The sequence below is a fragment of the Paraburkholderia sp. BR14312 genome (genome assembly GCF_040948675.1).
In the GTDB taxonomy this organism is placed as follows: Bacteria; Pseudomonadota; Gammaproteobacteria; order Burkholderiales; family Burkholderiaceae; genus Paraburkholderia; species Paraburkholderia nodosa_A.
On record NZ_JBFPKI010000012.1, the window covers coordinates 72,364 to 94,364 of the forward strand.

Annotated in this window: 22 protein-coding genes and 2 pseudogenes; 8 read left to right on the top strand and 16 right to left on the bottom strand. The window is 65.2% G+C overall.

Annotated elements, in window-relative coordinates:
• Positions 1–3: 3 nt before the first annotated feature.
• Positions 4–774, bottom strand: a complete 771-nt coding sequence (locus AB3X98_RS30000) for a class II aldolase/adducin family protein (protein WP_368605006.1) — start codon at positions 772–774, stop codon at positions 4–6.
• A 167-nt stretch (positions 775–941) separates the two neighbouring features.
• Here AB3X98_RS30000 and AB3X98_RS30005 point away from each other — a divergent pair, with 167 nt between their 5' ends.
• Positions 942–1,385 (top strand): MarR family winged helix-turn-helix transcriptional regulator, encoded by a 444-nt coding sequence (locus tag AB3X98_RS30005; RefSeq protein WP_069261861.1) that lies wholly within the window; start codon positions 942–944, stop codon positions 1,383–1,385.
• Between the two features lie 44 nt (positions 1,386–1,429).
• Here AB3X98_RS30005 and hpaI read toward each other — a convergent pair whose 3' ends face one another.
• Genes hpaI through AB3X98_RS30040 form a run of 7 tightly spaced genes read right to left on the bottom strand, consistent with a single transcriptional unit; the run spans position 1,430 to position 7,344 of the window.
• The gene (hpaI, locus tag AB3X98_RS30010) at positions 1,430–2,212 is read right to left on the bottom strand and encodes a 4-hydroxy-2-oxoheptanedioate aldolase (protein WP_368605005.1); all 783 of its coding nucleotides are present in this window, start codon (positions 2,210–2,212) and stop codon (positions 1,430–1,432) included.
• Positions 2,213–2,228: 16 nt separating this feature from the next.
• Positions 2,229–3,032, bottom strand: coding sequence for a 2-oxo-hept-4-ene-1,7-dioate hydratase (gene hpaH, locus AB3X98_RS30015; protein WP_368605013.1), 804 nt, complete (start codon positions 3,030–3,032; stop codon positions 2,229–2,231).
• Complete coding sequence (locus AB3X98_RS30020; protein WP_368605004.1) at positions 3,032–3,442, bottom strand: 5-carboxymethyl-2-hydroxymuconate Delta-isomerase; 411 nt, start codon at positions 3,440–3,442, stop codon at positions 3,032–3,034. The genes hpaH and AB3X98_RS30020 overlap by 1 nt, the downstream gene beginning before the upstream one ends.
• 24 nt (positions 3,443–3,466) lie before the next feature.
• A complete protein-coding gene (gene hpaD / locus AB3X98_RS30025; RefSeq protein ID WP_368605002.1) occupies positions 3,467–4,330 on the bottom strand; it encodes a 3,4-dihydroxyphenylacetate 2,3-dioxygenase in 864 nt (287 codons plus the stop codon).
• The gene (gene hpaE / locus AB3X98_RS30030; protein WP_368605001.1) at positions 4,330–5,787 is read right to left on the bottom strand and encodes a 5-carboxymethyl-2-hydroxymuconate semialdehyde dehydrogenase; all 1,458 of its coding nucleotides are present in this window, start codon (positions 5,785–5,787) and stop codon (positions 4,330–4,332) included. Before hpaE ends, hpaD begins: the two co-directional genes overlap by 1 nt.
• 34 nt (positions 5,788–5,821) lie before the next feature.
• The gene (locus AB3X98_RS30035; RefSeq protein WP_342946874.1) at positions 5,822–6,577 is read right to left on the bottom strand and encodes a fumarylacetoacetate hydrolase family protein; all 756 of its coding nucleotides are present in this window, start codon (positions 6,575–6,577) and stop codon (positions 5,822–5,824) included.
• Positions 6,574–7,344 (bottom strand): fumarylacetoacetate hydrolase family protein, encoded by a 771-nt coding sequence (locus AB3X98_RS30040; RefSeq protein ID WP_368605012.1) that lies wholly within the window; start codon positions 7,342–7,344, stop codon positions 6,574–6,576. The genes AB3X98_RS30035 and AB3X98_RS30040 overlap by 4 nt, the downstream gene beginning before the upstream one ends.
• A gap of 188 nt (positions 7,345–7,532) precedes the next feature.
• Between AB3X98_RS30040 and hpaR the strand changes: the two genes are divergently transcribed.
• The gene (hpaR, locus tag AB3X98_RS30045; protein ID WP_069261859.1) at positions 7,533–7,931 is read left to right on the top strand and encodes a homoprotocatechuate degradation operon regulator HpaR; all 399 of its coding nucleotides are present in this window, start codon (positions 7,533–7,535) and stop codon (positions 7,929–7,931) included.
• Between the two features lie 99 nt (positions 7,932–8,030).
• Here hpaR and AB3X98_RS30050 read toward each other — a convergent pair whose 3' ends face one another.
• Positions 8,031–8,342 (bottom strand): thioredoxin family protein, encoded by a 312-nt coding sequence (locus tag AB3X98_RS30050; protein ID WP_324154874.1) that lies wholly within the window; start codon positions 8,340–8,342, stop codon positions 8,031–8,033.
• Positions 8,343–8,967: 625 nt separating this feature from the next.
• On the opposite strand from AB3X98_RS30050, the gene AB3X98_RS30055 reads away from it, so the two are divergent.
• On the top strand, positions 8,968–9,243 hold the full coding sequence (locus tag AB3X98_RS30055; RefSeq protein WP_028207911.1) for a hypothetical protein: 276 nt from the start codon (positions 8,968–8,970) through the stop codon (positions 9,241–9,243).
• 47 nt (positions 9,244–9,290) lie between these two features.
• On the opposite strand, the gene AB3X98_RS30060 is transcribed toward AB3X98_RS30055, so the two are convergent.
• From AB3X98_RS30060 to AB3X98_RS30080, 5 genes are all read right to left on the bottom strand, one after another.
• Positions 9,291–10,559, bottom strand: coding sequence for a winged helix-turn-helix domain-containing protein (locus AB3X98_RS30060; RefSeq protein ID WP_368605000.1), 1,269 nt, complete (start codon positions 10,557–10,559; stop codon positions 9,291–9,293).
• Positions 10,552–12,300: an FAD-dependent oxidoreductase gene (locus AB3X98_RS30065; RefSeq protein WP_368604999.1), complete on the bottom strand. Its 1,749-nt coding sequence runs from the start codon at positions 12,298–12,300 to the stop codon at positions 10,552–10,554. The genes AB3X98_RS30060 and AB3X98_RS30065 overlap by 8 nt, the downstream gene beginning before the upstream one ends.
• Positions 12,301–12,346: 46 nt before the next feature.
• The gene (locus AB3X98_RS30070; protein ID WP_368610362.1) at positions 12,347–13,336 is read right to left on the bottom strand and encodes a DedA family protein/thiosulfate sulfurtransferase GlpE; all 990 of its coding nucleotides are present in this window, start codon (positions 13,334–13,336) and stop codon (positions 12,347–12,349) included.
• A gap of 265 nt (positions 13,337–13,601) precedes the next feature.
• Positions 13,602–13,847: a hypothetical protein gene (locus AB3X98_RS30075; protein ID WP_028207914.1), complete on the bottom strand. Its 246-nt coding sequence runs from the start codon at positions 13,845–13,847 to the stop codon at positions 13,602–13,604.
• 454 nt (positions 13,848–14,301) lie between these two features.
• On the bottom strand, positions 14,302–15,951 hold the full coding sequence (locus tag AB3X98_RS30080) for a methyl-accepting chemotaxis protein (RefSeq protein WP_342946877.1): 1,650 nt from the start codon (positions 15,949–15,951) through the stop codon (positions 14,302–14,304).
• Between the two features lie 648 nt (positions 15,952–16,599).
• Between AB3X98_RS30080 and AB3X98_RS30085 the strand changes: the two genes are divergently transcribed.
• The 3 genes and pseudogenes from AB3X98_RS30085 (at position 16,600) to AB3X98_RS30095 (ending at position 18,722) form a co-directional block, all read left to right on the top strand.
• Positions 16,600–17,499 (top strand): glutamate/aspartate ABC transporter substrate-binding protein, encoded by a 900-nt coding sequence (locus AB3X98_RS30085; protein WP_342946878.1) that lies wholly within the window; start codon positions 16,600–16,602, stop codon positions 17,497–17,499.
• Between the two features lie 257 nt (positions 17,500–17,756).
• Positions 17,757–17,942 (top strand): annotated as a pseudogene (locus AB3X98_RS30090) (hypothetical protein); the annotation flags it as partial.
• 69 nt (positions 17,943–18,011) lie between these two features.
• Complete coding sequence (locus AB3X98_RS30095) at positions 18,012–18,722, top strand: PepSY-associated TM helix domain-containing protein (protein WP_069261503.1); 711 nt, start codon at positions 18,012–18,014, stop codon at positions 18,720–18,722.
• 60 nt (positions 18,723–18,782) lie between these two features.
• On the opposite strand, the gene cobF is transcribed toward AB3X98_RS30095, so the two are convergent.
• Positions 18,783–19,556: a precorrin-6A synthase (deacetylating) gene (gene cobF / locus AB3X98_RS30100; protein WP_069261857.1), complete on the bottom strand. Its 774-nt coding sequence runs from the start codon at positions 19,554–19,556 to the stop codon at positions 18,783–18,785.
• Between the two features lie 160 nt (positions 19,557–19,716).
• Here cobF and AB3X98_RS30105 point away from each other — a divergent pair, with 160 nt between their 5' ends.
• Positions 19,717–20,304, top strand: a complete 588-nt coding sequence (locus AB3X98_RS30105) for a LysE family translocator (protein WP_141710539.1) — start codon at positions 19,717–19,719, stop codon at positions 20,302–20,304.
• Positions 20,305–20,320: 16 nt separating this feature from the next.
• Here the strand turns inward: AB3X98_RS30105 and AB3X98_RS30110 are convergent.
• Positions 20,321–21,148: pseudogene (locus tag AB3X98_RS30110) on the bottom strand (AraC family transcriptional regulator).
• A gap of 136 nt (positions 21,149–21,284) precedes the next feature.
• Between AB3X98_RS30110 and AB3X98_RS30115 the strand changes: the two are divergent.
• On the top strand, positions 21,285–21,836 hold the full coding sequence (locus AB3X98_RS30115) for a GNAT family N-acetyltransferase (protein ID WP_342946880.1): 552 nt from the start codon (positions 21,285–21,287) through the stop codon (positions 21,834–21,836).
• Positions 21,837–22,001: the final 165 nt, after the last annotated feature.

Here is a 22,001-nt window from a genome sequence, read left to right on the forward strand (position 1 = left end):
CTTTCACTCCTGATAAGACGGGTCGATGCGCGTGACACGACGGACCAGCGCGTCGAGCACGTTCTGGCCCGCGCCGTGTTCGGGCGAGAACTGCAAGGCGTCGCGCGTCGAGCGTTCGGTAATGGCGGGCGAGATCGGCAGCGTCTGACCGCGCATCGAATCGGTCACGACCTGCACCTCGCACGCGCGATTGAGCGTCCAGAGCAGCGCAAAAGCGTGCGCGAGGGTCACACCATGCGAAAGCAGCCCGTGGTTGCGCAGAATGAGCAGCCGCTTGTCGCCCATCGACTTCAGGATGCGCGATTTTTCTTCGGCGTGCACGGTGATGCCTTCGAAGTCGTGATACGCGACCATGTCGTGCAGCTGCGCCGAATAGAAGTTCGTATACGCGAGGCCGCCTTCCATGCACGCCACCGCGAGCCCTGCCGTGGTGTGCGTATGCATCACGCAATGCGCGTCTGCCACGTTTGCATGTATCGCGCTGTGAACCACGAAACCGGCCGGATTGATCGGATACTCGCTCGGACTCAGGATATTGCCTTCGAGATCGATCTTGACGAGATTCGAGGCCTTGATTTCGTCATACGTGAGCCCGAACGGGTTGATGAGGAAATGCTTGTGCGGCCCGGGCACGCGCAGCGTAATGTGATTGAAGATCAGCTCGGTCCAACCCATGAGATGAAACACGCGATACACAGCGGCGAGTTGCACGCGCACCGCCCATTCCGTGGGGTCGCACCATTCGGGGCGCGTGCGCTGGATGTTTTCATTCATGAAAGTCTCCTCGTGGCGGGCTCTGATCTCGCCGATCCTACGCGCAAATAAATGCGTGTGCAAGCATCAAACTTTCCATGAAATGCCTGCAGAACAGCGCTTTCATCGATGCTATCCTGACGGCGTGGCCGCATTTCGCGGCCGGTGAAAACCAGGCGGGAAGATCCATGACGGGGAAGTACAACATCGCGGAGCTGTTCACCTACCGGCTCCATGTGCTCAAGAAGCAGACCGATCGCACGATGAGCGACGCGTTCGAGGCAGCGCTCTCCCTGTCGCTCACGGAGGCGCGGCTGCTGCTCAGCGTGGGCGCGTTCGGTTCGTTGTCGGTGTCGGATCTCGGGCGCGTGTCGAATCTCGACCGCAGCCAGGCGAGCCGCGCCACCGACGTGCTCGAACGCAAGGGCCTGCTCGCCAAGACCTCGAACGAGGCGGACGGGCGCGGCGTGCTCGTGGCGCTCACGGCGCAGGGGCGCAGCACCTACCGGCGCGCCACGGCGATCTCGAAGGCGACGAACGACGCGATTCTCGCCACGCTGAGCGAGCACGAGCGCGAAGTGCTGGCAAGCGTGCTGGCCAAGCTCATACAGAGCGGGGAAGCGGGCGAATGAAGCGCGCTTCGCGCGCGACGCGATGAACGCGGGATGAACGCGCGTTAGCCGCGCGCCGCAGGCTGGCGGAATTTCGCGGCCAGTTCGCTTGCGCTGCGTGCAAGCAACGACACGTCGCTGCCCACGGCGACGAACGTCGCGCCAGCTTCCAGATATTCGTTCGCAATGACCGGATCGGCCGCGAGCACGCCCGCGCCTTTGCCTTGCGCGCGCACAGTGCGAATGCCGTTGCAGATCGCCTCGCGCACCTGCGGCGAGCCTGGCTGGCCCAGCAGGCCCATCGAAGCGCTCAGGTCCGCGGGCCCGAAGAACACGCCGTCCACGCCTCCTGCCTGCGCGATGGCTTCGAGCTGCGCGAGCGCGCTCGCCGTTTCCACCTGGACCAGCACGCACAGTTCTTCCGCTGCGTGATGCAGATAATCCGCAGAGCCGTTCCAGCGCGAGGCACGCGCAAGCGCGCTGCCCACGCCGCGCACGCCGTGCGGCGCATAGCGCGTCGCGGCGACGGCGGCGCGTGCCTCCTCGGCGTTCTCGATCATCGGCACGAGCAGGGTTTGCGTGCCGATGTCGAGCAGTTGCTTGATGATGGCCGCGTCGTTGCGCACGGGCCGCACGATCGCGTGCGTGGGGTAGGGCGCGACGGCCTGCAGTTGCGCGAGCGTGCTGCGCAAATCATTGGGCGCGTGCTCGCCGTCGATCAGCAGCCAGTCGAAGCCCGTGTTCGCAAGCAGTTCGGTTACGTACGAGTCGGCGAGTGCGGCCCACAGGCCGATTTGCGGGCGGCCTTGCGCGAGCGCGCGCTTGAACGGGTTGGCGGGTACGGCCATGATGACGGCATCCTGATCAGATGAAATGGAAACCGATGCCGCCCAGCGGGCCGTAATCGGCATGGAACGTATCGCCCGCGCGTGCCGGAATCGGCGCCGTGAACGAGCCGCTCAGGATCACATCGCCGGCTTCCAGGCGCTCGTCGTGGCGCGCGATCTTGTTGGCGAGCCAGGCAACGCCGGTTGCCGGATGGTCGAGCACCGCGGCGGCCAGGCCGCTTTCCTCCACGGCGCCGTTCCTGTAGAGCAGCGCGCCGACCCAGCGCAGGTCCACGTCGAGCGGCTTCACCGGGCGGCCGCCCAGCACGACGCCCGCGTTGGCGGCGAAGTCGGAAATCGTGTCGAACACCTTGCGCGGCGCTTTGGTTTCGCGGTCGAACTGCTCGATGCGCGCGTCGATGATCTCGATGGCCGGCGTCACATAGGCCGTTGCGTCGAGCACATCGAAGAGCTTGACGTCGGGCCCTTGCAGTGGCCGGTTCAGCACGAACGCCAATTCCACTTCCACACGCGGCGCGATGAAGCGGTCCGCGCGAATCTCGCTGCCTGCGGGGATGAACATGCTGTCGAGCAGCGGCGCGTAGTCGGGCTCGTCGATCTGCGACGCGCGCTGCATGGCGCGCGACGTCAGGCCGATTTTGCGGCCCTTGATCGTGTGGCCCGCGGCGAGCTTGAGTTTGACCCACTCGCGCTGGATCGCGTAGCCGTCGTCGATTGTCATCTCCGGATGCAACCGCGAAAAATGCCGCAGCTGCGTGCGCGTGCGTTCCGCTTCGTCGAGCCGTGCGGCCAGCTCGCAGATGGTTTGCTGATCTAGCATCATGAACTCGCGTTTTTGAGCCGGGCGTGCAGGTTGTTGTGCTTCCACGCGCCTTCCTCGCTGAACTCGACGATTTCGAGCGAGAGCGCGAGGCCGTGTGACGCGAAGGCTTGTTCGAAGTGCTGCTTGATCGCCTCGAAGAGCGCATCGCCCGTCGCCCGTCGCACGGCCTGGGAGCGGCCCGCGCCGATCTTCAGGCAGCCGTGCAGAAAGGCGTTCCCGGGGTTGCCGTCGGCAATGAAGTACTGCTCGCAGCGCAGCGCACGGGTGCGAATGCCGCCGCGTGGATACACGCGCGCGCCGTTCTCGTCGCGTTGTGCATCGAGCACGTGCGCAAGCGATTCGCATAGCTGACCCATGCTGCTCGCATCCACGAGATTCGCGCTGTATTCGAGGGTGAGATGGGGCATGGCGTTCTCCCGTGTTTGAGCCGCTTAAGCCGGTAGCGGCATGACCGGCAGGATGGCGTTGATCTGCCCTGTGCCGGAGCTGCCGAAATACGGCGTGACGACTTCCGCCCGGCCTTCGTAGCGGTCCCACCCGAGCGCGCCGAGCAGCATGGCCGTGTCGTGCATACCGCCTTCACCCCAGCACTTTTCGTTGTACATCGGCAGCATGTCGCAGAAGGTTTTCCAGTCGCCACGCTCCCACATCGCCACGACGTTGCGATCGGTCGCTTCGAGAAACGGGTCCCAGACCTTGTGCATGAAGGCTTCGGCCGTGCCGTTGTTGGCGAAGTGGTGGCTCAGCGACCCGCTCGCGAGTATCGCCACCGTGCCGTCGTAGCGCTCTTCGATCGCGCGGCGCACGGCCAGGCCAAAGCGCGCGCTGGTGGCGAGGTCGTGCCACATGCACCAGCCCGCCACCGAAACCGTGCGGAAATGTTCGTCGCCGTTCATGTAGCGCATGGGGACGAGCGTGCCGTATTCGAGGTCGAGCGTCGTTTCGCTATGGGCGCGGGTCTTGACGCCCATTTCGTTCGCGACCTCGGCAATCAGATGGCCAAGCCGCGGATTGCCGGGGTACGCATACGGCATGTTCTTGATGAAATGCGGCAGCTCGTTGCTCGTGTAGACGCCTTCGAAGCGCGGTGCACAGTTGATGTGATACTCGCTGTTCACGAGCCAGTGCACATCGAACACGACGATCGTATCGACGCCCAGCTCGCGGCAGCGGCGGCCGATCTCGTGATGGCCGTCGATGGCCGCCTGGCGGCAGCCTTTGTGGGGGCCGTCCAGTTCGGAGAGGTACAGCGAAGGCACGTGCGTGACCTTGGCCGCCAGCGCGAGTTTGCCCATTACACGCCCCAGTGCGGAATGTGATGCGAGCCGAGCGAAACACACACGTTCTTCGGCTCGAGGAACACTTCGTAGCTCCATGTGCCGCCTTCGCGGCCGACGCCAGAAGCCTTCGTGCCGCCGAACGGCTGGCGCAGGTCGCGTACGTTCTGGCTATTCACGAAGCACATGCCCGCTTCGACGGCGGCGGCCACGCGCAGCGCGCGGCCGGTGTTCTCGGTCCACACATAGCTGGACAGACCATAGGCGATGTCGTTGGCAAGGCGGATCGCATGAGTCTCGTCGTCGAAGGGAATCAGGCACGCCACCGGGCCGAAAATTTCTTCCTGCGCAATGCGCATGCGGTTATCGACATCGACGAACACGGTCGGCATAACGAAGTTTCCATTCTTCACCGCGTCGGGCAGCGCCGGCGCGTCGAGGCCGCCGCAAGCGAGCGTCGCGCCTTCCTTCGGTCCGAGCTCGATATAGCTGCGTACCTTCGCGAGATGGCCCTGGCTGATCATCGGGCCGACGATGGTTGTCTCGTCGAGCGGATCGCCTACGCTGATGCGCTTCGCACGCTCGACGAAGCGCTCGGCGAACTTCGCGTAGATCGAACGCTGCACGAGAATGCGCGAGCCCGCCGTGCAGCGCTCGCCGTTGTTCGAGAAGATCATGAACACGGCGGCGTCGAGCGCGCGTTCGAAATCGGCGTCGTCGAAGATCACGAACGGGGATTTGCCGCCCAGCTCCATCGAGAACTTCTTGAGGCCCGCGGCCTGCACGATGCGGTTGCCCGTAGCCGTCGAGCCCGTGAACGAAACGGCGCGCACGTCGGGGTGCGCGACGAGCGGCTCGCCCGCTTCCTTGCCATAGCCGTGCACGACATTGAGCACGCCCGCCGGAATTCCGGCATCGAGCGCGAGCTGGCCGAGCATCGAGGCCGTGAGCGGCGATAGCTCGCTCATCTTCAGCACGGCGGTATTGCCGAACGCGAGGCAGGGCGCGACCTTCCACGTGGCGGTCATGAACGGCACGTTCCAGGGCGAGATGAGCGCGCACACGCCCACGGGATGAAACAGCGTGTAGTTCAGATGCGTGGACGTGGGGTAGGTGTGGCCGTCCACGGCGGTGCAGACTTCGGCGAAGTAGCTGAAGTTGTCGGCGGCGCGCGGCACGAGTTGCTTGCCGGTTTGCGAAATGGTCTGGCCGGTGTCCTTCGTTTCGGTCTGCGCGATTTCGGGCACGTTCTTCGCGATCAGCTCGCCGAGCTTGCGGATCGCCTTCGCGCGCTCCGCGGCGGGCGTTGCCGCCCAGGCGGGAAAGGCGTCTTTCGCGGCGCGCACCGCGAGATCGACTTCCTCTGCGCCGCCGCGCGCCACTTCCGCGAGCACGTCCTGGTTCGCGGGATTCACGGTTTCGAAGTAGTCGCGTCCGCTGTGTGCGCGGCCGTTGATCAGATGGTCGATTCGCATGTCTAACGTAGTCCGTGTTCGATTCGTTGGCGGATCAGCGCCCGTAGTCGGCGTCGCTCGCGACGGTGTTGACGAGACGGCCCAGACCGTCGATCTCGCAGACGACTTCGTCGCCTGCATTCACGTTGACGACGCCTTCGGGCGTGCCGGTCAGAACGACGTCGCCGGGGGCGAGCGTCATGAAGCCGCTCAAATACTCGATGAGTTCCGCGATGCCGGTGACGAAATCGCGCGTGTTGCCGTTCTGCTTGAGTTCGCCGTTCACGTAAGTGCGCAGGCCGAGAGCGTTGACGTCGGCGACATCGGCGGCGTCGACGAACCAGGGGCCCAGCACGGTGCCGCCGTCGCGGTTCTTCACGCGCAGGTTCGGGCGGTAGTAGTTCTCCAGATAGTCGCGGATCGCGTAGTCGTTCGCGATCGTGTAGCCGGCCACGTACTGCATGGCGTCCTCGCGTTTCACGTGCTGCGCGGTGCGGCCGATCACGACGGCGAGCTCGCACTCGTAGTGCATGAACGTGACGTCGGCGGGGCGGCGCGTGGTGCCGCGATGGCCGATCACGCTGCCCGGCCCCTTGAGGAACACGAGCGGCTCTTCCTGCTTCGAGAACTGCAGTTCTTTGGCGTGCTCGGCGTAATTGAGCCCGAGTGCGAAGATCGTGCCGGGCTCGAACGGCGCGAGCCAGACGACTTCATGTTCCTCGCGCACGCGGCCGTCGGCGAGCCGCACGCGGTCTCCTTCGGGCGTGGCTTCGTGGATGGCGCCTGCATAGGCAACGCGTGCGCGCATCATGCTTGTGCTCCCAGCGCCACGTCTGCCGCGACGAATTCGATTTCGAGCGGCGCCCAGTCTCCAATGGAGATCGCTGCACGCGCACCGGCCTGAACCACGGGTGCGCCATGCGGCACGCCGAGCGTGATGACGTCGCCGGGGGCGAGCGTCATGAAGTCGGTGACGTCGGCGAGCAACTGGGCGACGCCGCGAACGTTCGTGGCCGTCGTTGCACGGAAGGCCGCGCCGCCTTCGACGTTCACCGCAATGGCAAGCTCATCCGGATCGGCCGCATGCCGGCGCGCGACCACGGCGGGGCCGATTACGCAGAAGTTGTCGCGTGCGCGAAACCGCACCGAGGGGCGATAGACGCTCGCATGCGGCACGCTCAGATCGGCCACGAGCGTATACCCCGCGATGTAATCGAACGCTTCAGGTGCGGCGACGCGCGCGGCGGTGCGCCCGATCACGACGCCGAGCGATGCGCCCACCTGGACGCCCTCGCCGCCGGGCACGGCCACGCGCGCGCGGTGGCCTGCGAGCGTGTTGCGCGGCTTCAGGTAGAGAATGGGCGCGCGCGGCGGCGCCTTGTAAGGGGGCGCGTTCACGGCGTCGCCCAGCGCTTCGAGCGCGTGGCGGTCGTTGAGCAGCGTGCCGTAGACAGCGCCGCTCACCGGCGCCCGGCAACGCGCGCCGGTCGCGAGCAGCCCGCGCACGGCAGCGGCGCTGACGTCGCGCGGCAAGGCCTCGCCTTCGACGTGCAGCAGATGATCGGCAACGGAAAACATGGCTTGGATTGGCTTCACGGAAACACTAATATGTGAGTGATAGTGCGCTTGCTATGATCCGTCGTCAATCGTCGATGAGAACTTTTCGGGTTTCTCCTGGGCCTGTTCGTCGAATTCTTCGTTTAGCTGAAACCGCCATGTCCGATACTTCGCGCCCGACCACTCGCGTTGCGCACCGCAACCTGCCCATGCTGCTGCTGCGCGCGCGCGAAAAGATGATGGAACGCTTTCGCCCGCTCATCACGTCGCACGGCCTCACTGAGCAGCAGTGGCGCGTGATCCGCGCGCTCAATGAAAGCGGACCGCTCGAGCCGCGGCAGATTTCCGACCTGTGCACGATCTCCAGCCCGAGCATGGCGGGCGTGCTCGCACGTATGGAGACGCTCGGCCTCGTGACGAAGGAGCGTTTCGCCGACGACCAGCGGCGCGTGCTCGTCTCGCTCACGAAGAAGAGCCATCAACTCGTGAAAGCGATTTCGAACGAATTGGAGGCGCGCTACAAGGCGCTGGAAGCGGAGGTGGGGCCGGAGGTGGTCGAGCGTGTGTATCGCGCGATCGACGATCTGCTCGCCGGCCTGGAGGCGTGAGCGCGGCGGGCGCTTTCGGGCGCGCCCGCTGGCAAAGGTGAGGCTTTTCGGGAGCGGTCTGCGCCGATCGTTCGGACCGCGTAGGAGGGCGTGGCGCGACTACGCGAGCGAAGCGAACGCCTCGTCGAGTTCGGCGGCGTTTTGTGGACGCACCACGCGCGCGACCTCCACACCGTCGCGCAGGAAAATGAGTGTGGGCCAGAGCTTCACGCGAAACGAGCGGCCGAGCGCGCGGCCCGGTCCGTCTTCCACTTTCAGGCGACGCACCTGCGGATTACGCTCGAACGCCGCGCCGATCAGCGGTTGCGCACCCTGACAATAGCCGCACCAGTCGGTGCCGAATTCGACGACGGCGGCCCCGCTGAGCGAGTCGATTTCCTTGCGGGCGGGCGCGTTCGTGGCGTAGCTCATCATGTGATTCCTCGTATTGGCATCTGCAGACATCCACATACGATACCGCATCGCGCGGCAACGTTCAGGCATCGCACTGGACGCCCCAAATGGACAGTCGCGCGAGAGGTGAGGCTTTTCGGGAGTGAGCAGGTTGCCAACCGGTCACGCACCTTGAACGGAGCGGCGCGAGCACGCGGGACGTGCCGCCATGAGCAGAAGTACCTTGAAAACAAGGGTGAAATGCAAATCCGACGTGGGGTGCGGTGAGCGCGAACCGATCGGCAGACGCACTCGAAGCGGCGAGAATCCACGTTTCGAAGCGCAATGGTGAGCGTTTGCGGGAGAGGTCGTAACGCGCCATCGGCGCTCGTGTGAAGCGAGGCGAGGCACCTGCCGATCCATCGTGCGAAATCCACATTAGCCCTGATTTCAAGGCTTTTTTAGTCCCCGGGCGTGACGAAGCGACAAGCCGTCGCGCTCGCGGCTTCTGCGCGTGGGCGGCAAAGGTGAGAAGATTCGGGAGTGCGCTTTGCGTTGCTCCTCGCGCTGCCGGGCCTCGAATGGACGCCCGCACCCGATGGGTATATAACATTAAGTGCGTGATTCTTTTGACTACTGCTCACCAAGGGAGATCGAGTTCATCATGACGAGCGACGACAAGCAAAAGCAGGACGCTCAAAAGCCTGGCGCCGGTTCATCGCAACCGGATCTGGAGAGCCTGAACGCCGCCTTCAGCCACGTCGACGAAGGCGTGAAGTCCGGCAAGATCGCGGCGGGCGCGGCCAAGGGCCTCGTCTTCAGCCTCGTCGAAACGCTGGGCGCGCTGGTGGGCGACCCCGACCTGCCGCAACACGCGCGTTCGGGCTACGAAGGCTTGCTCGAAGCCGCGCGCGAACTGCGCGCCAAGCTGGAGCACTAATCGTTCTCAACGCGTGCGGCGGCTCTGCCGGGTCAGCAGTCGCACGCTCACGCAGCCAGCAGGGCGGCCGCGAGGCCGTCCGGTGCTGCGCCGATGCGTAGCTCCGGCGTGCCGTGCCAGTCCGCGCAACGCTGCAGCGCCCGGCGCAAGTCTGCCACCAGACGGCCGCTCGCGCGTACGCCGGGCTCCAGATGCAGCGATTTCACCTCGAACACCTGCTGCGCCCGATGCGCCTTTGCGTCGATGCGCCCGATCAGCCGTCCGCGATTCAAGATCGGTAGTGCGAAGTAACCGTATTTGCGCTTCGCGGCCGGCACATAGCATTCCATGGCGTAATCGAAATCGAATAGCGCGAGCGCTCGCTTGCGATCCCACACCACCGGATCGAAGGGCGAGAGCAGGGTCGTGACCGTGGAGGCGAGCTTGCCGCTCGCCGCTTCGCCGATGAGCGCCGCGTGCTCGCGATGCACGAACGCATCGTGTTTCCAGCCTTCTACGCGCACGGGCAGCAGCTCGCCCGCGTCGGCGAGTGCGTGGAGGGCATCGGCATACGGGCGGCGCGGCAGGCGGAAGTAGTCGGCGGCCCAGTCCGCGCGGATCACGCCGAGCGCGCGGCAGGAGCGCAGGAGCAGCGCGCGCTCCGCTTCGGCGCGTGGCGGCAGGTCGCGCGCATCGTTCCAGTGCGGCAGTACGCGCTCGGCCACGTCGTACACACGCTGGAAGTTGTGCCGCTGCGCCACCATCAGCGCGCCGGTTGCGAACAGTACTTCCAGATGCCGCTTCTCCGGCTTCCAGTCCCACCAGCCGCTGCCTTTGTCGCCCTCGGCGCGCGCGAAGTCGGCGGAACGCACGGCGCCCTCGGCGCGGATGCGCTCGAGCAGGGCGTCGATCTCGTCACGGTATTGGTCATGCCACTCGGCCGCGTATTTCCAGCCCATGCCGGAAGGGTCGAGCATGCGATGGCGCAGCAGCCCGTAGTCCTCGATCGGCAGGAAGCAGGCCTCGTGCGCCCAGTATTCGAACAGGCGCCCCTGCGCGAGATGCGCGTCGAGCCAGGCCGGCTCGAACGCGCCAATGCGGCTGAACAGCACGAAATAGGGACTGCGCGCGACCACGTGGATCGTGTCGATCTGCAGCTGCGCCATGCGGCGGATCGCATCGAGCACGTCTTCTTGCGTAGCCTTGCGGCGCGGCGGCGTGAGCAGCCCTTGCGCCGCGAGGTGCAGCGTGCGAGCCGCCGCGAGCGGCAGAACTAGCGAGGAACCGGCTTCGGCAACCGTGGGCGCTTCTGCAACCTCCACAGCGCGCTCACGCATGAACGCCCGCGACCACCGTCACCGGCCGCAGCGCAGCGAGCCGTTGATGGATCTGCGCGACCACGGCCGCGCCTTCGCCCACCGCCGCGGCCACGCGCTTGGTCGAGCCCGCTCGCGCGTCGCCGATCGCGTAGACGCCTTCCACCGAGGTCGCGAGGCTGCACGACTCGTTGTCGCCGGTCAGCACGAAGCCGTGCGGGTCGAGCTTCACGCCGCATGCTCGCAGCCAGCCGGTGTTCGGGTCCGCGCCCGTGAAGAGGAACAGATGGCGCGAATCGAAATGGTCGACGCCCTCCGGGCACGGCATCTTCAGGCGCACCGAGGCGAGGCCGCTCGTGTCTTCGTCCAGGCCGCCGATCTCGCTGTGCCCATGCACGCGCACGTTCGAGAGCGAAGCGATACGGTCGATCAGATAGCGCGACATCGTCGATTCGAAACCGGCCTTGCGGATCAGCACGTCGATCTGGCGCGCGTGCGTGGAGAGGTAGACGATCGCCTGGCCCGCGGAATTGCCGCCGCCCACGAGCACGATGTTCTCGTGCTTGCAAAGCTTCGCCTCGACCGGCGAGGCCCAGTAGTAAATGCCGCGCCCCGTATAGCGATCGATGCCCTCGATCGCGGGCTTGCGGTACACGGCGCCGCTCGCGATCACGACTGTATGCGCGCGCACATCGCCGCTGCAGGTTTCGAGCCGCCGCGGTTCTTCATCGCAGATCAGCTTGCGCACCGAGACCGGAATGGCCACGTGTGCGCCGAACTTCTGCGCCTGCACGAACGCGCGGCCGGCGAGCGCCTGGCCGGAGATACCGGTGGGAAAGCCCAGATAGTTTTCGATACGCGAGCTGGCGCCCGCCTGGCCGCCGGGCGCGCGCGAGTCGAGCACGATCACCGAAAGGCCTTCCGAAGCGGCGTAGACCGCCGTGGCGAGACCGGCCGGGCCCGCGCCCACCACGGCAACGTCGTAGACGCGCTCGCCGTCGAGCTCGGGCAGGATGCCGAGGCACGTGGCCAGTTCGGGCGCGCTGGGACGGCGCAGCACCGACCCGTCGGGGCAGATCACGAGCGGCAGGTCCTCGCAGCGCGCGGCGAAACGCTCGATTACGCCGCAAAGCATGCCTTCGTCGCGCTCGTCGAGCACGGAATACGGATGGCCGTTGCGCGAAAGGAAGCCTTGCAGCGAAACGAGCGTGGGATCGTCGTGCTTGCCGACGAGAATCGGGCCGCCCGCGCCCTTTTCGATCAGCGAGACGCGGCGCAGGATCAGCGCACGCACGATGCGCTCCCCGAGTTCGGCTTCGGCGACGATGGCCGCGCGCAGCCGCTCGGGCGGAATCAGGATCGCATCGACGGGTTCGAGCGCCATGCCGTCCACGAGCGCGGGGCCGCCCGAGAGCTGGCCCACTTCGGCGAGGAAATGCCCGCGCCCATGCTCGACGATGAGCCGCTCGCGGCCCAGCCCGTCGCGCTGGAAAACTTTGACCGAACCGGAGAGCAGCACGAACATGCCGGGGCCGGTTTCGCCCGTACGAAAGAGCAGCTCCCCTGCTGACCAGTGGCGCTCTTCGCCAAAGCGCGCGAGGCGCGCGATTTCGTCGTCGGTGAGCTGGGGGAACATCTGATGGCGCCGCGTGGAGAGCGTCGAGAACGGCGCTTCGGCGGGTTGCGGCTGCGTGTCGGAGTGGCGGCTCGCGGAAGGAAGTTCCTCGGATTCGGGAACCTCGGCTTCGGTGATCGTGCCCATCTGGCGGTTCTCCTCGTGCGGGCGGCTCGGGAGCGGGCCGCCCGGATCAGACAGCTTTAGGCGTGATGTTGACCGGGACGTCGGCGTGGGCGTGCATCTGCAGCGACTCGAGCGTGCGGCCGGCGTCGCGCCACGCATCGAGACCGCCCAGCAGCGGCACCACATCGGTAAAGCCGGCCTCGGCTAGCTTCTTCGCCATCCAGGCCGCGGAAATTTCATTGGGGCACGAGCAGTAGATCACGAGCTTCTGGTCGTTGGGGTACTTGCCGACGATCTCGTCGAGCTTGCGCTCGTCGGCGAACAACGCGCCCGGAATGATGTACGGATCGAGCTTGCGCTTTTCTTCTGAACGAATGTCGAACACGACCGGCGGCGGCTTGGCGCCCATCGCGCGGTAAAGGTCTTCCACCGTGATGCGCGCGTTCGCGAGCTTTTTGATGAGCTGGCGGCGGCGCTGCCAGCGGTAGGTCGCGTAAAGCACCAGCAGCACAGCCACCACGACGAGGGCGAAGCGGCCAAGCCGGCTTGCGCCGCTCATCAGCATGTCGATCTGCGGCGCGAACATCACGCCGACGAGCAGGCCGGTGCCGGACCACAGCGCCGCGCCGATGCCGTCGAAGCCGACGAACTGGCGGTAGGGCACGCCCATCGCGCCGGCCATCGGCACGGACACGAGCGACAGCCCCGGCACGAACTTGGCGACGGCGAGCACGCGCACGCCCCAGCGGCCGAAAAAGCGCTCGGTTTTTTTCACGCAGGTGTCGCGCGAGAGCGAGAGCTTGCAGAGCGTCTTGAGCGTGTTGCCGCCGTAGAGGCGCCCGGCCATGAACCAGACGCTGTCGCCAATCAGCATGGCGAAGATGGCGAGCCCGAGCACCGGTGCGACCTGCTGGCCGATCGAACCGGGATGCATGGCCGCCATCGCGCCGAACAACACGAGCGCGGGCATCGCGGGCACGGGCAGCCCAAGCGATCCGGCGAGCACATTGATGAACACCAGCGCAGGCCCGTATTGCGCGACGAGGTCATGTAGCATCGGCTTACTTCCGTTGCGCCGTCAGGCGAGGAACGGGAAAGATAGAAGGGTAACGTAAAGATTATGGACGTATTTCGAACGCGTGCAAGCGACCCCCTGCACGCGCGTGAGAATGCCTGCCGAGTAGGGCAGGCATATGAAAAAAGCGCCGGATTAAAAGAGAGAAACGCGAGGTGTTCGCGAGAGGCGCCCGATGAGTGGAAAGCGACAGTACGCGGCACACGAGACTGCGCGTGCCGCGTTCGTGCCGTCGGTTTCCGTGCGCTTAGCGCGTGTGTGATTCCCCGGGCAGCTCGGCGCCTTGTGCGCGAATGGCCGCGATCAGCTCGGCCGGCGTGATTTCGTAACGCACTTCGCGATGGATGCCCGGCTTGCGCTCGTCGACTTCGACCAGCAAGAGGCTTTTGCCGTCGGCCGCCGATTCGAGGCGCAGTGAACGCAGTTCGCGTCCGGTCGCGTCGTCATGCTCGGTGAGCAGGGTCATGTTTCCGGAAGACCCGGTCGTGCGCATTGATGTTGTCCTCGTGCGTTGGGTGGTCGAGCCATTGTACGGGGTCGGCTGCGCGGCGTGTTCATGCAAGTGAGCGCAGACACACACAGCGAGATCGCTGTGCCGCGACCCTGGCCAGCCAGTGTAACGCGACTCGCCGGCGCAACGCCCGTTTTTGCGCGCCCTGCAACGGGCCATGCGAAATGCGTTGCGCGTTGCACCGCTGTCATGGTTGCGAAGCAAAGCGATGCCAGGCGCCAGGCGTGCGCAACAGAAAAAACGGCCCACCCGGGCAGGCCGGGCGAGCCGTTGAAACGCCGTTGTTACTCGGATCAGCAAACCGGGGTACGGCTTGCTGACGGTTTTCATGGTGCCGCCCGCGCGCTGCACTGTCGAGATGGGACTAACGCCGATCTCTCAGACCAATAGACGAAGCCACCCGACTGCGTTTGCGGCGCGGCGTGCGAGCCGGTCGTTACGCTGCGATCTCCTCGGCCGCTTCGGCAAGATTGACGCTCTGGCGGCGCGCCGGGGTGCGGGCGGGCTTTGCGCGCTTTTCCGCTTCGGCGCCTGCCACGGTGAAGAGGCGCACGGCCTCGTCGAGCACGTCGGCCTGCTCGGCGAGCCGCTGCGCCGTGGCGGCGGCCTGCTCGACGAGCGCGGCGTTCTGCTGCGTGGCGCTGTCCAGATGCGCGACGGCCTGATTGACCTGGCGGATGCCTTCGGCCTGCTCGCCGCTGGCGTTCGCGACCTCGGTGATGATCGACGAGACGCGGCTCACGGCTTCGTCGATCGAGCGCATCTGCGCCGTCGTGTTGCCGACGAGACGCGTGCCCTCGGCGATCTCGTTGACGCTGGCGTCCACGACCTGCTTGATCTCCTTGGCCGATGCCGCGCAGCGCTGCGCGAGCATGCGCACCTCGCCCGCCACCACGGCGAACGAGCGGCCGGCCTCGCCCGCACGCGCGGCTTCGACAGCGGCGTTGAGCGCGAGGATGTTGGTCTGGAACGCGATGCCGTCGATCACGCCGGTGATGTCGCTGATCCGGCGCGATGCGTCGGTGATGCCCGTCATCGTGCGCTCCATCTGCGCGGCGATCGAGCCGCCCTCGGCGGCGGCGGACTGCGCGTCGCGTGCGAGATCGAGCGCGCGGGCGCTGGCTTCGGCGTTGGCCTGCACGGTGGTCGTGAGCTGATCCATCGTGGCCGCGGTTTCTTCGAGCGATGCCGCCTGCATTTCGGTGCGGCGCGAGAGATCGAGATTGCCGCTCGAGATTTCGTGCGCGGCGTCGAGCATGCCGTCGATCTGCGAGCGCACGTCGAACACGATCGCCGTGAGATTGGCCTGCAGCTGATTGAGCGCCTGGAGCACGTCGCCGAGATCGTCGTTCGTGGCGACCGCGAGCGTGGCCGTGAGGTCGCCCGCCGCCATGCGCGTGGAGGCCGTGGTCATCTGCGCGAGCGGTGCGCCGAGGTGGCGCGTGGTCAGACGCCAGGCGCCGAACGCACACAGGCAGGCCGCGCCGAATGCACCCCAGAACGGCAGCGGCGGCAGGCCCTGCCAGGCCGCGAAGCCGGCCGCGGCGAACACGGCGGGCACGGCGCCATAGCCGAAGGCGATACGCGTGGCGATGGGCACGCGCAGGACTGACTGCAATGCGCCCACGAGGCCTGTGCGCACCACCGAGCCGTGGCGCAGCCGCACGCCTTGCAGACGGCCCTCGCGCATTTGCGTGTAGAAGGCTTCTGCCGTGCGGATTTCCTCGCGCGTGGGCTTCACGCGCACGCTCAGATAACCGACCACCGTGCCCTGCTCGGAGACGGGCGTTACGTTCGCGCGCACCCAGTAGTGGTCGCCCGACTTGCGGCGGTTCTTGACGATCGCGGTCCAGGGACGGCCATCGCGCACGGTCTCCCACAAGTCGGCGAACGCTTCGGCCGGCATGTCGGGATGACGAATGATGTTATGTGCCTTGCCGATCAGCTCTTCTTTCGTGAAGCCGGACACCGCGACGAACGCAGGATTGCAGTACTGAATGCGGCCCTTGAGGTCGGTGGCCGAGACGAGCATCTGCGAAGCGGGATAGTCGAATTCCTGCTGCGTGACGGGTTGATTGTTGCGCATGAGATTCCTTCGATGGGGCCGCTTGAGACCCAACAACACAGCGAGGCATAACGGCATTTCCCTTACAAACTTTAGGGGTATGCACGCGTGAGGCAGGTCTGGTCCGATCCGCGCGCAGCGAGAAAATCCGTTGTGCTATCAATGGATTGGCGCGGATGTTGGGGGGTGTATGCACAGACTTTTCCCCGTTAACTGTGGACAAGTCCAGTGCCTCCAAAACGTGCAACTTCTCTGTCGCCTGGCGCATTGACGTTTGCGATCAGGGACTTAGGTTCGCTGTCCAGAAGTTGTGCACAGGGCTGCCAACAAAATCTGTGGAAAAGACGGGTGCGTTTCGAGGCGCTGCGAGACGGTGTTGCCGCGATTGGGACCGCCGTGGGTTAACCGAAGCGCATCAAGGACTTGATGCGGTCTTCCAACGGTTACGCACAGGGCTGCCAACAAAATGTGTGGACAAGTCATGGCGTGCGGAACGCTTCGTGTTGCCAACGAAACCGGCCTCGACGGCGCGCTTCGAACGACGCGCCTCACCGGCGACTTAACCTTGAGTTATGTCGTCGTAACCGATTTCAATTGCCGCCTCGCTGCAAGGCATGAATACTCGGGTGCGGCGCACGAAGCGCCGACGGACCATCCGGAGGAGACTAAATGAAAAAAGTTGCAACGCTCGCAGCAGTCGTCATGGGATGCACGTATCTCGGGCCGGCTCAGGCGCAGGACGCCACGAGCGCTACTCTGAAAAAAATCCGCGATACAGGCGTGATTGCCCTGGGCGTGCGGGAATCGTCAGTGCCGTTCTCCTACTACGACAGCGAGCAACACACGATCGGCTATGCGCAGGACATCGCGCTGAAGATCGTCGACGAGGTGAAAAAGGAGCTGAAGCTCGACAAGCTCACGGTCAAGGAAATTCCGATCACTTCGCAGAACCGCATTACGCTCGTGCAGAATGGCACGATCGATATCGAGTGCGGTTCGACCACGCACACGAAGGATCGCGACAACCAGGTCGCGTTCACGAACAGCTTCTTTCAGTACGGCGTGCGCCTGATTGCGAAAAAGGATTCCGGCATCAAGGATTTCCCCGATCTCGCAGGCAAGACGGTCGTGACCACGGCGGGCACGTCGGAGGACCGGCTGCTGCGCGAGATGAACAACGACAAGAAGATGGGCATGCAACTCATCGCCGCCAAGGACCACGCGGAGTCGTTTCTCAACGTGAAGACGGGTCGCGCGGTCGCGTTCGTGATGGACGAGCCGCTGTTGTACGGGGCGCGGGCCAAGGAGGCGGACCAGCAGGACTACGTGATCACCGGTACGCCGCCGCTCTCGGAGGTTTATGGCTGCATGGTGCGCAAGGACGATCCCGTCTTCAAGAAACTGGCCGATGGCGTGATCGCTCGCATGCAGACTTCGGGTGAAGCGCAGCGGCTGTACACGAAGTGGTTTACGCAGCCCGTGCCGCCCAAGGGGATGAACCTGAACTATCCGTTGTCCAACGAGAATCGGGCGCTGTTTGCGCATCCGAACGATCGCGCGCTCGACTGATCGCAGGTTTTCAATGCGGCGGCCGCAAGCGCGCGGCCGCCACGCATGGCCGCGTAGATGTGAAGGTTCGAAGTCCCGACGACTGCGCCGAGCTTTTCCAGCATGAAGAAAATCGATGTCGCCAGCGGTGTCGCTAAAAGCCAATTCCATTTGAAAGAAAATACAAAATATGGAATGATATCGATTCTCATTACCGTGGAACCCTCCCCAGCCCCAACCAGGTCTATGCGCTGCTCTTGAACCGCTGCGAAGGCGGCATGACGTCCGGCAGTCACGTGGATGGTGCAGTGCGTGTGCTGCCCAACGCCGTGAAAACTGCGCGCCGACGTTTCCTGCACGCTCTTTCTCTCGTCGCCGACGAATGCGACGGCGGCGAACCTGGCTTCACATTGCTGCTGCTGTTGATCGGTCTCGGCATGCAGGAACTGCTGGCGCGCCTGCCGTTTCTCACGCGCGCGCTCGAGTGGGCGGGAGTGGCCTTCCTGCTGTACGTTGCGACTCTGGAGTGAAACATGAGCTTTTCCGATACCGCCGAGATCGACGCGCCGGCAACGCCGCGCGCACGTCTCGACGCCGAACGGCGCGACGAGCGCGCGAAGCGCTCGCGCCGTGCGACCTTCATCAAGTGGTTGCGCAAGGTGCACGGCTGGGTGGGCCTGTGGGGCGCTGCGCTCGGCCTGCTGTTCGGCGCAACGGGATTCGTGCTAAACCATCGCGCCGAGCCGCTGCGCATTTCGCCGGGCGCGCCGCAAGTCTCGACGGTGCAGATCGCCGTGCCCGACCCCGCGCCCGAAACGCCGCGCGAGATGGTGAAATGGTTGCGCTCGCAACCGGATCTGAAACTGCCCGCGCGCATGGGCCGCGTGCAGAAGGAGCCCGAGCACAACGTGGCCTGGGGCGATCGCCAGGTCGTGCAGCCCGAGCACTGGCAGATCATGTTCACATCGCCCGGCGAGAGCGTGATGGTCGAGTACTGGCTGGGCAACGACAAGCTCACGCTCAAGCGCAACGACAACTCGCTCGTCTCGACGATCACGAACCTCCACAAGGGAACGGGGATGAGCGTCGGCTGGGTGCTGTTCATCGACAGCTTCGCCGGGGCGCTCATTCTGCTTTCGCTTACGGGCGTGCTGCTGTGGACTGAGCTCAACAAGCGCAAGACGTTGGGTGCCGTGCTGTTGTTCGGCTCGATTATCGTGGCGGTATGCGTGGGCCTGGCGTAAGCCTCAACGTGTGAACCCGGCAACGGGCGCGAACGTCGATGTTCGCGCCCCGTTCTTCTTTCAGTCTTTCACGCCGCGCTTGCGCAGCAAGTACGTGTCCATGATCCATCCGTTCGCTTCGCGCGCCTGGCCGCGAACACGGACGATCTCGTCTTTCACGTCTTCCAGCCGGCCCGCCATCAGGATCTCGTCCGGGGTGCCGACATAGGCGCCCCAGTAGATATCGAGTGCTTCGCCCGCGATCTGCGCGTACGCGTTCTGCGCGTCGAGCATGACCACCGCACTGTCCACGTCGTGCGGAAAACCGCCCTCCGCGAGCCGCCTTCCCGTCGTGATGCTCACCGGCTTGCCGATGAAGTTGAGCGGCACGCGGTGCTTCGCCGCGAGCGCCTGCACGCTGCTGATGCCGGGGATCACTTCGAAGTCGAACGCGAGCCGGCCATCGGCCAGGATCGAATCGAGAATGCGGATCGTGCTGTCGTAGAGCGACGGGTCGCCCCAGACGAGAAACGCGCCGCATTGGCCGTCGGTCAATTCCTCTTCGATCAGGCGCTCGAATACGCGCTGTTTGTCGCGGTTGAGCTCGTCCACGGCGGCCTTGTAATCGAGACCTTCGTCGCGGCGCCGCTCGGGGCTCGTGGCCTCCACGATGCGATAGTCGTGGTCCTTGATGAAGCGAGCGCAGATTTCCTTGCGCAGCGCGACGAGCTTGTCCTTGGCCGCGCCCTTGTCCATCACGAAGAACACGTCGGCTGCGTTGAGCGCTTCGATTGCCTGCACGGTCAGGTACTTCGGATCGCCCGCGCCGATGCCGATGATGAGGATCTTTTTCACGTTGCAGTTCCGGAATGGGAGTCGTCGGTGCGGCGCAATGATAGCGCGGGTTCGGCGCGGTGCCGCGCTCGCCGGGAGGGCAATTTTCTTCAATACGCCGGCGGCGCGCGCGTCTACCCTCGACGCATATTGATCGCCCATGAGCGTAGCGAGGAAAACCGTGAGCACTGCCTTGTCGATGGCCGCCTTCGCGCTGGCCACTTCCATCACCCCTGGACCCGTCAATATCGTTGCGCTGAGCGCGGGCGCGCGCTACGGGCTGCGCGCGAGCCTGCGCCACGTCACCGGCGCGACCGTGGGCTTCACGTTGCTGCTGCTGCTGATCGGTCTCGGCATGCAGGAGCTGCTGGCGCGCCTGCCGTTTCTCACGCGCGCGCTCGAATGGGCGGGCGTGGCTTTTCTACTGTACGTCGCCTACCGGCTCGCGACCGACGACGGCCGCATCGACTCTCCGAACGCGGCGCGCGGTCCCTCGCTGATGGTGGGCGCTACGATGCAATGGCTCAATCCCAAGGCGTGGCTCGCCTCGGTGGCGGGCATGGGCTTATATGCGGCTTCCGGCGAAAATGCGCTCGTCTGGCAGTTCGCCGCGATCTATTTCGTCGTGTGCTACGTGTCGATTGCGTGCTGGGCGTGGGCGGGTGCGTCTCTGCGCCAGGCTTTGCGCGAACCGTCGCGCGTGCGTTTCGTGAACCGCGCGATGGCGTTGTTGCTGGCGGGCAGTGCGGTTTGGCTCGTGCTTGCCTGAGCGCGCGGCGGCGACGTTAGCCGCGATACTGGCCCGGCGTTGCGGCAACGAACTGGCGGAACGCGCGCTGCAGATGCGCCTGATCGGCAAAACCCGCTTGCGCCGCAACATCGGCAATGGCGTGCCCTTGACGCAGTTGCGCGCGGCTGAACTCGATACGCCGGTTCACGACATACGCGTGCGGCGTCATGCCGTATTGCTCGCGAAACGCGCGAATGAGGTACGAGGGCGAAAGATCGGCGGCGGCGCAGATTTCTTCGAGCTTGAGCGTGCGCGTGTAGTTGCCGTCGATGAATTCTGCTGCGCGCGCGAGGCGCTCGTTCGGTTCGCGTGCGCTGACCGGCGCCGGATTCAGGGACTGCTGGAGCCTCGAGAAATACGCTACGACGGCGCATTCCTTGCGCAGTGCCGACTCATTCGTATCGACGAGCAGCTCGTAAAGCGCGTTGAGCCCGTCGAACAAATCGCGCTCCCAGCTCAAGGTCTGTTCGAACGGGCGAAAGGCCTCGTGCGCGCCGAAGCCCAGGTCGTGCTGCAGATTCGCGAGCCACGCCGTGTCGAGATAGAACATGCGGTAGGCCCAGGGCTCGTCGGCGGCCGGGTTACAGGCGTGCACGACTTACGGGTTGATGACCACCACCGCGCCCGCGCTGATATGCGAGAGCGTGCTCCCGTTCAGGTAGGTGCTGCGCCCGCCCGTGACCGCGCCGATCGAAAACGTGCTGTGTGCGTGACGGCCGTAGCGGACCTTGCGGCCGTCGGCGATCGCGCGCACCTCGATGAACGGCAGGTCAGCGTCGCGCCAGAAGTAAGGTTGTGCGTCGGACGTCGTGGCTTGCGGCATGGGAGACCCCGGAGTGATGCTGCGCGCATCGAGCGACGCAGGTGGTCCATCTTAGCGCAACGCGAGCAGGCAGGCGGGACGTGATAGGCTAGTTCGAATCGCAGGGCTCATTCCCTTTCCATGCCAGGCGCTGCACATGAACGAAACGAAGCCGACGAAGCCAACGCATACAGCGATTCGCCCGCTGACCGAGCAGGACGCCGAGGCGTTTCACGCCATGCGTTTGTACGCGACCAGAAATAATCCCGCCGGCATCGTCCCGACCTATGAAGAGGAATCGAAGCGCACGCCCGAAGAAAGCCGCGCCCGGGTGCGTGCCACGGAGAACCAGGTCGTATTCGGCGCATTCGTGGACGACACGCTAGTCGGCATCACCGGCCTCATGCGCGAGCCGCGCCGCAAGCTGGCACACAAAGGGCTCATTTGGGGCGTCTTTGTCGATCCTGCATGGCGAGGCGCGGGCATTGCGAGGCAATTGATGGAGGGCGTCATCGCTCACGCTCGTGCGCTAGGCTTGCTCCAGGTGCAACTGGTGGTGAGCGTGCTGAACCCCCGCGCCCAGGCGTTCTACCGCTCGTGCGGCTTCGTGCGCTACGGAGTCGAGCCCCGCGGCCTGTACCTCGACGGCGAGTACGCCGACGACGAACTGATGGTGCTCTTTCTCGACGACCCGGCCGTGCCCGACTGAGCGCCGCGGCGCGGCCGGACAATGCGCAACGCAGAGCGAACGTCAAGTGTGGCGTAACGCACAGTGCGCTCGGGCGAATTATGCGTAGTCATCATTTCGTCATACCTGAACGTCGATAATCCACCGCGAATAATTGGCCGACGTGTCCCGAGCTGCGCAACCATA

Excerpts from the sequence above, each read along its gene's own strand:
- AB3X98_RS30000 (WP_368605006.1), bottom strand. The coding sequence starts at position 774 with ATGAATGAAAACATCCAGCGCACGCGCCCCGAATGGTGCGACCCCACG.
- AB3X98_RS30005 (WP_069261861.1), top strand. The coding sequence starts at position 942 with ATGACGGGGAAGTACAACATCGCGGAGCTGTTCACCTACCGGCTCCAT.
- hpaI (WP_368605005.1), bottom strand. The coding sequence starts at position 2,212 with ATGGCCGTACCCGCCAACCCGTTCAAGCGCGCGCTCGCGCAAGGCCGC.
- hpaH (WP_368605013.1), bottom strand. The coding sequence starts at position 3,032 with ATGCTAGATCAGCAAACCATCTGCGAGCTGGCCGCACGGCTCGACGAA.
- AB3X98_RS30020 (WP_368605004.1), bottom strand. The coding sequence starts at position 3,442 with ATGCCCCATCTCACCCTCGAATACAGCGCGAATCTCGTGGATGCGAGC.
- hpaD (WP_368605002.1), bottom strand. The coding sequence starts at position 4,330 with ATGGGCAAACTCGCGCTGGCGGCCAAGGTCACGCACGTGCCTTCGCTG.
- hpaE (WP_368605001.1), bottom strand. The coding sequence starts at position 5,787 with ATGCGAATCGACCATCTGATCAACGGCCGCGCACACAGCGGACGCGAC.
- AB3X98_RS30035 (WP_342946874.1), bottom strand. The coding sequence starts at position 6,577 with ATGATGCGCGCACGCGTTGCCTATGCAGGCGCCATCCACGAAGCCACG.
- AB3X98_RS30040 (WP_368605012.1), bottom strand. The coding sequence starts at position 7,344 with ATGTTTTCCGTTGCCGATCATCTGCTGCACGTCGAAGGCGAGGCCTTG.
- hpaR (WP_069261859.1), top strand. The coding sequence starts at position 7,533 with ATGCTGCTGCTGCGCGCGCGCGAAAAGATGATGGAACGCTTTCGCCCG.
- AB3X98_RS30050 (WP_324154874.1), bottom strand. The coding sequence starts at position 8,342 with ATGAGCTACGCCACGAACGCGCCCGCCCGCAAGGAAATCGACTCGCTC.
- AB3X98_RS30055 (WP_028207911.1), top strand. The coding sequence starts at position 8,968 with ATGACGAGCGACGACAAGCAAAAGCAGGACGCTCAAAAGCCTGGCGCC.
- AB3X98_RS30060 (WP_368605000.1), bottom strand. The coding sequence starts at position 10,559 with ATGCGTGAGCGCGCTGTGGAGGTTGCAGAAGCGCCCACGGTTGCCGAA.
- AB3X98_RS30065 (WP_368604999.1), bottom strand. The coding sequence starts at position 12,300 with ATGGGCACGATCACCGAAGCCGAGGTTCCCGAATCCGAGGAACTTCCT.
- AB3X98_RS30070 (WP_368610362.1), bottom strand. The coding sequence starts at position 13,336 with ATGCTACATGACCTCGTCGCGCAATACGGGCCTGCGCTGGTGTTCATC.
- AB3X98_RS30075 (WP_028207914.1), bottom strand. The coding sequence starts at position 13,847 with ATGCGCACGACCGGGTCTTCCGGAAACATGACCCTGCTCACCGAGCAT.
- AB3X98_RS30080 (WP_342946877.1), bottom strand. The coding sequence starts at position 15,951 with ATGCGCAACAATCAACCCGTCACGCAGCAGGAATTCGACTATCCCGCT.
- AB3X98_RS30085 (WP_342946878.1), top strand. The coding sequence starts at position 16,600 with ATGAAAAAAGTTGCAACGCTCGCAGCAGTCGTCATGGGATGCACGTAT.
- AB3X98_RS30095 (WP_069261503.1), top strand. The coding sequence starts at position 18,012 with ATGAGCTTTTCCGATACCGCCGAGATCGACGCGCCGGCAACGCCGCGC.
- AB3X98_RS30115 (WP_342946880.1), top strand. The coding sequence starts at position 21,285 with ATGAACGAAACGAAGCCGACGAAGCCAACGCATACAGCGATTCGCCCG.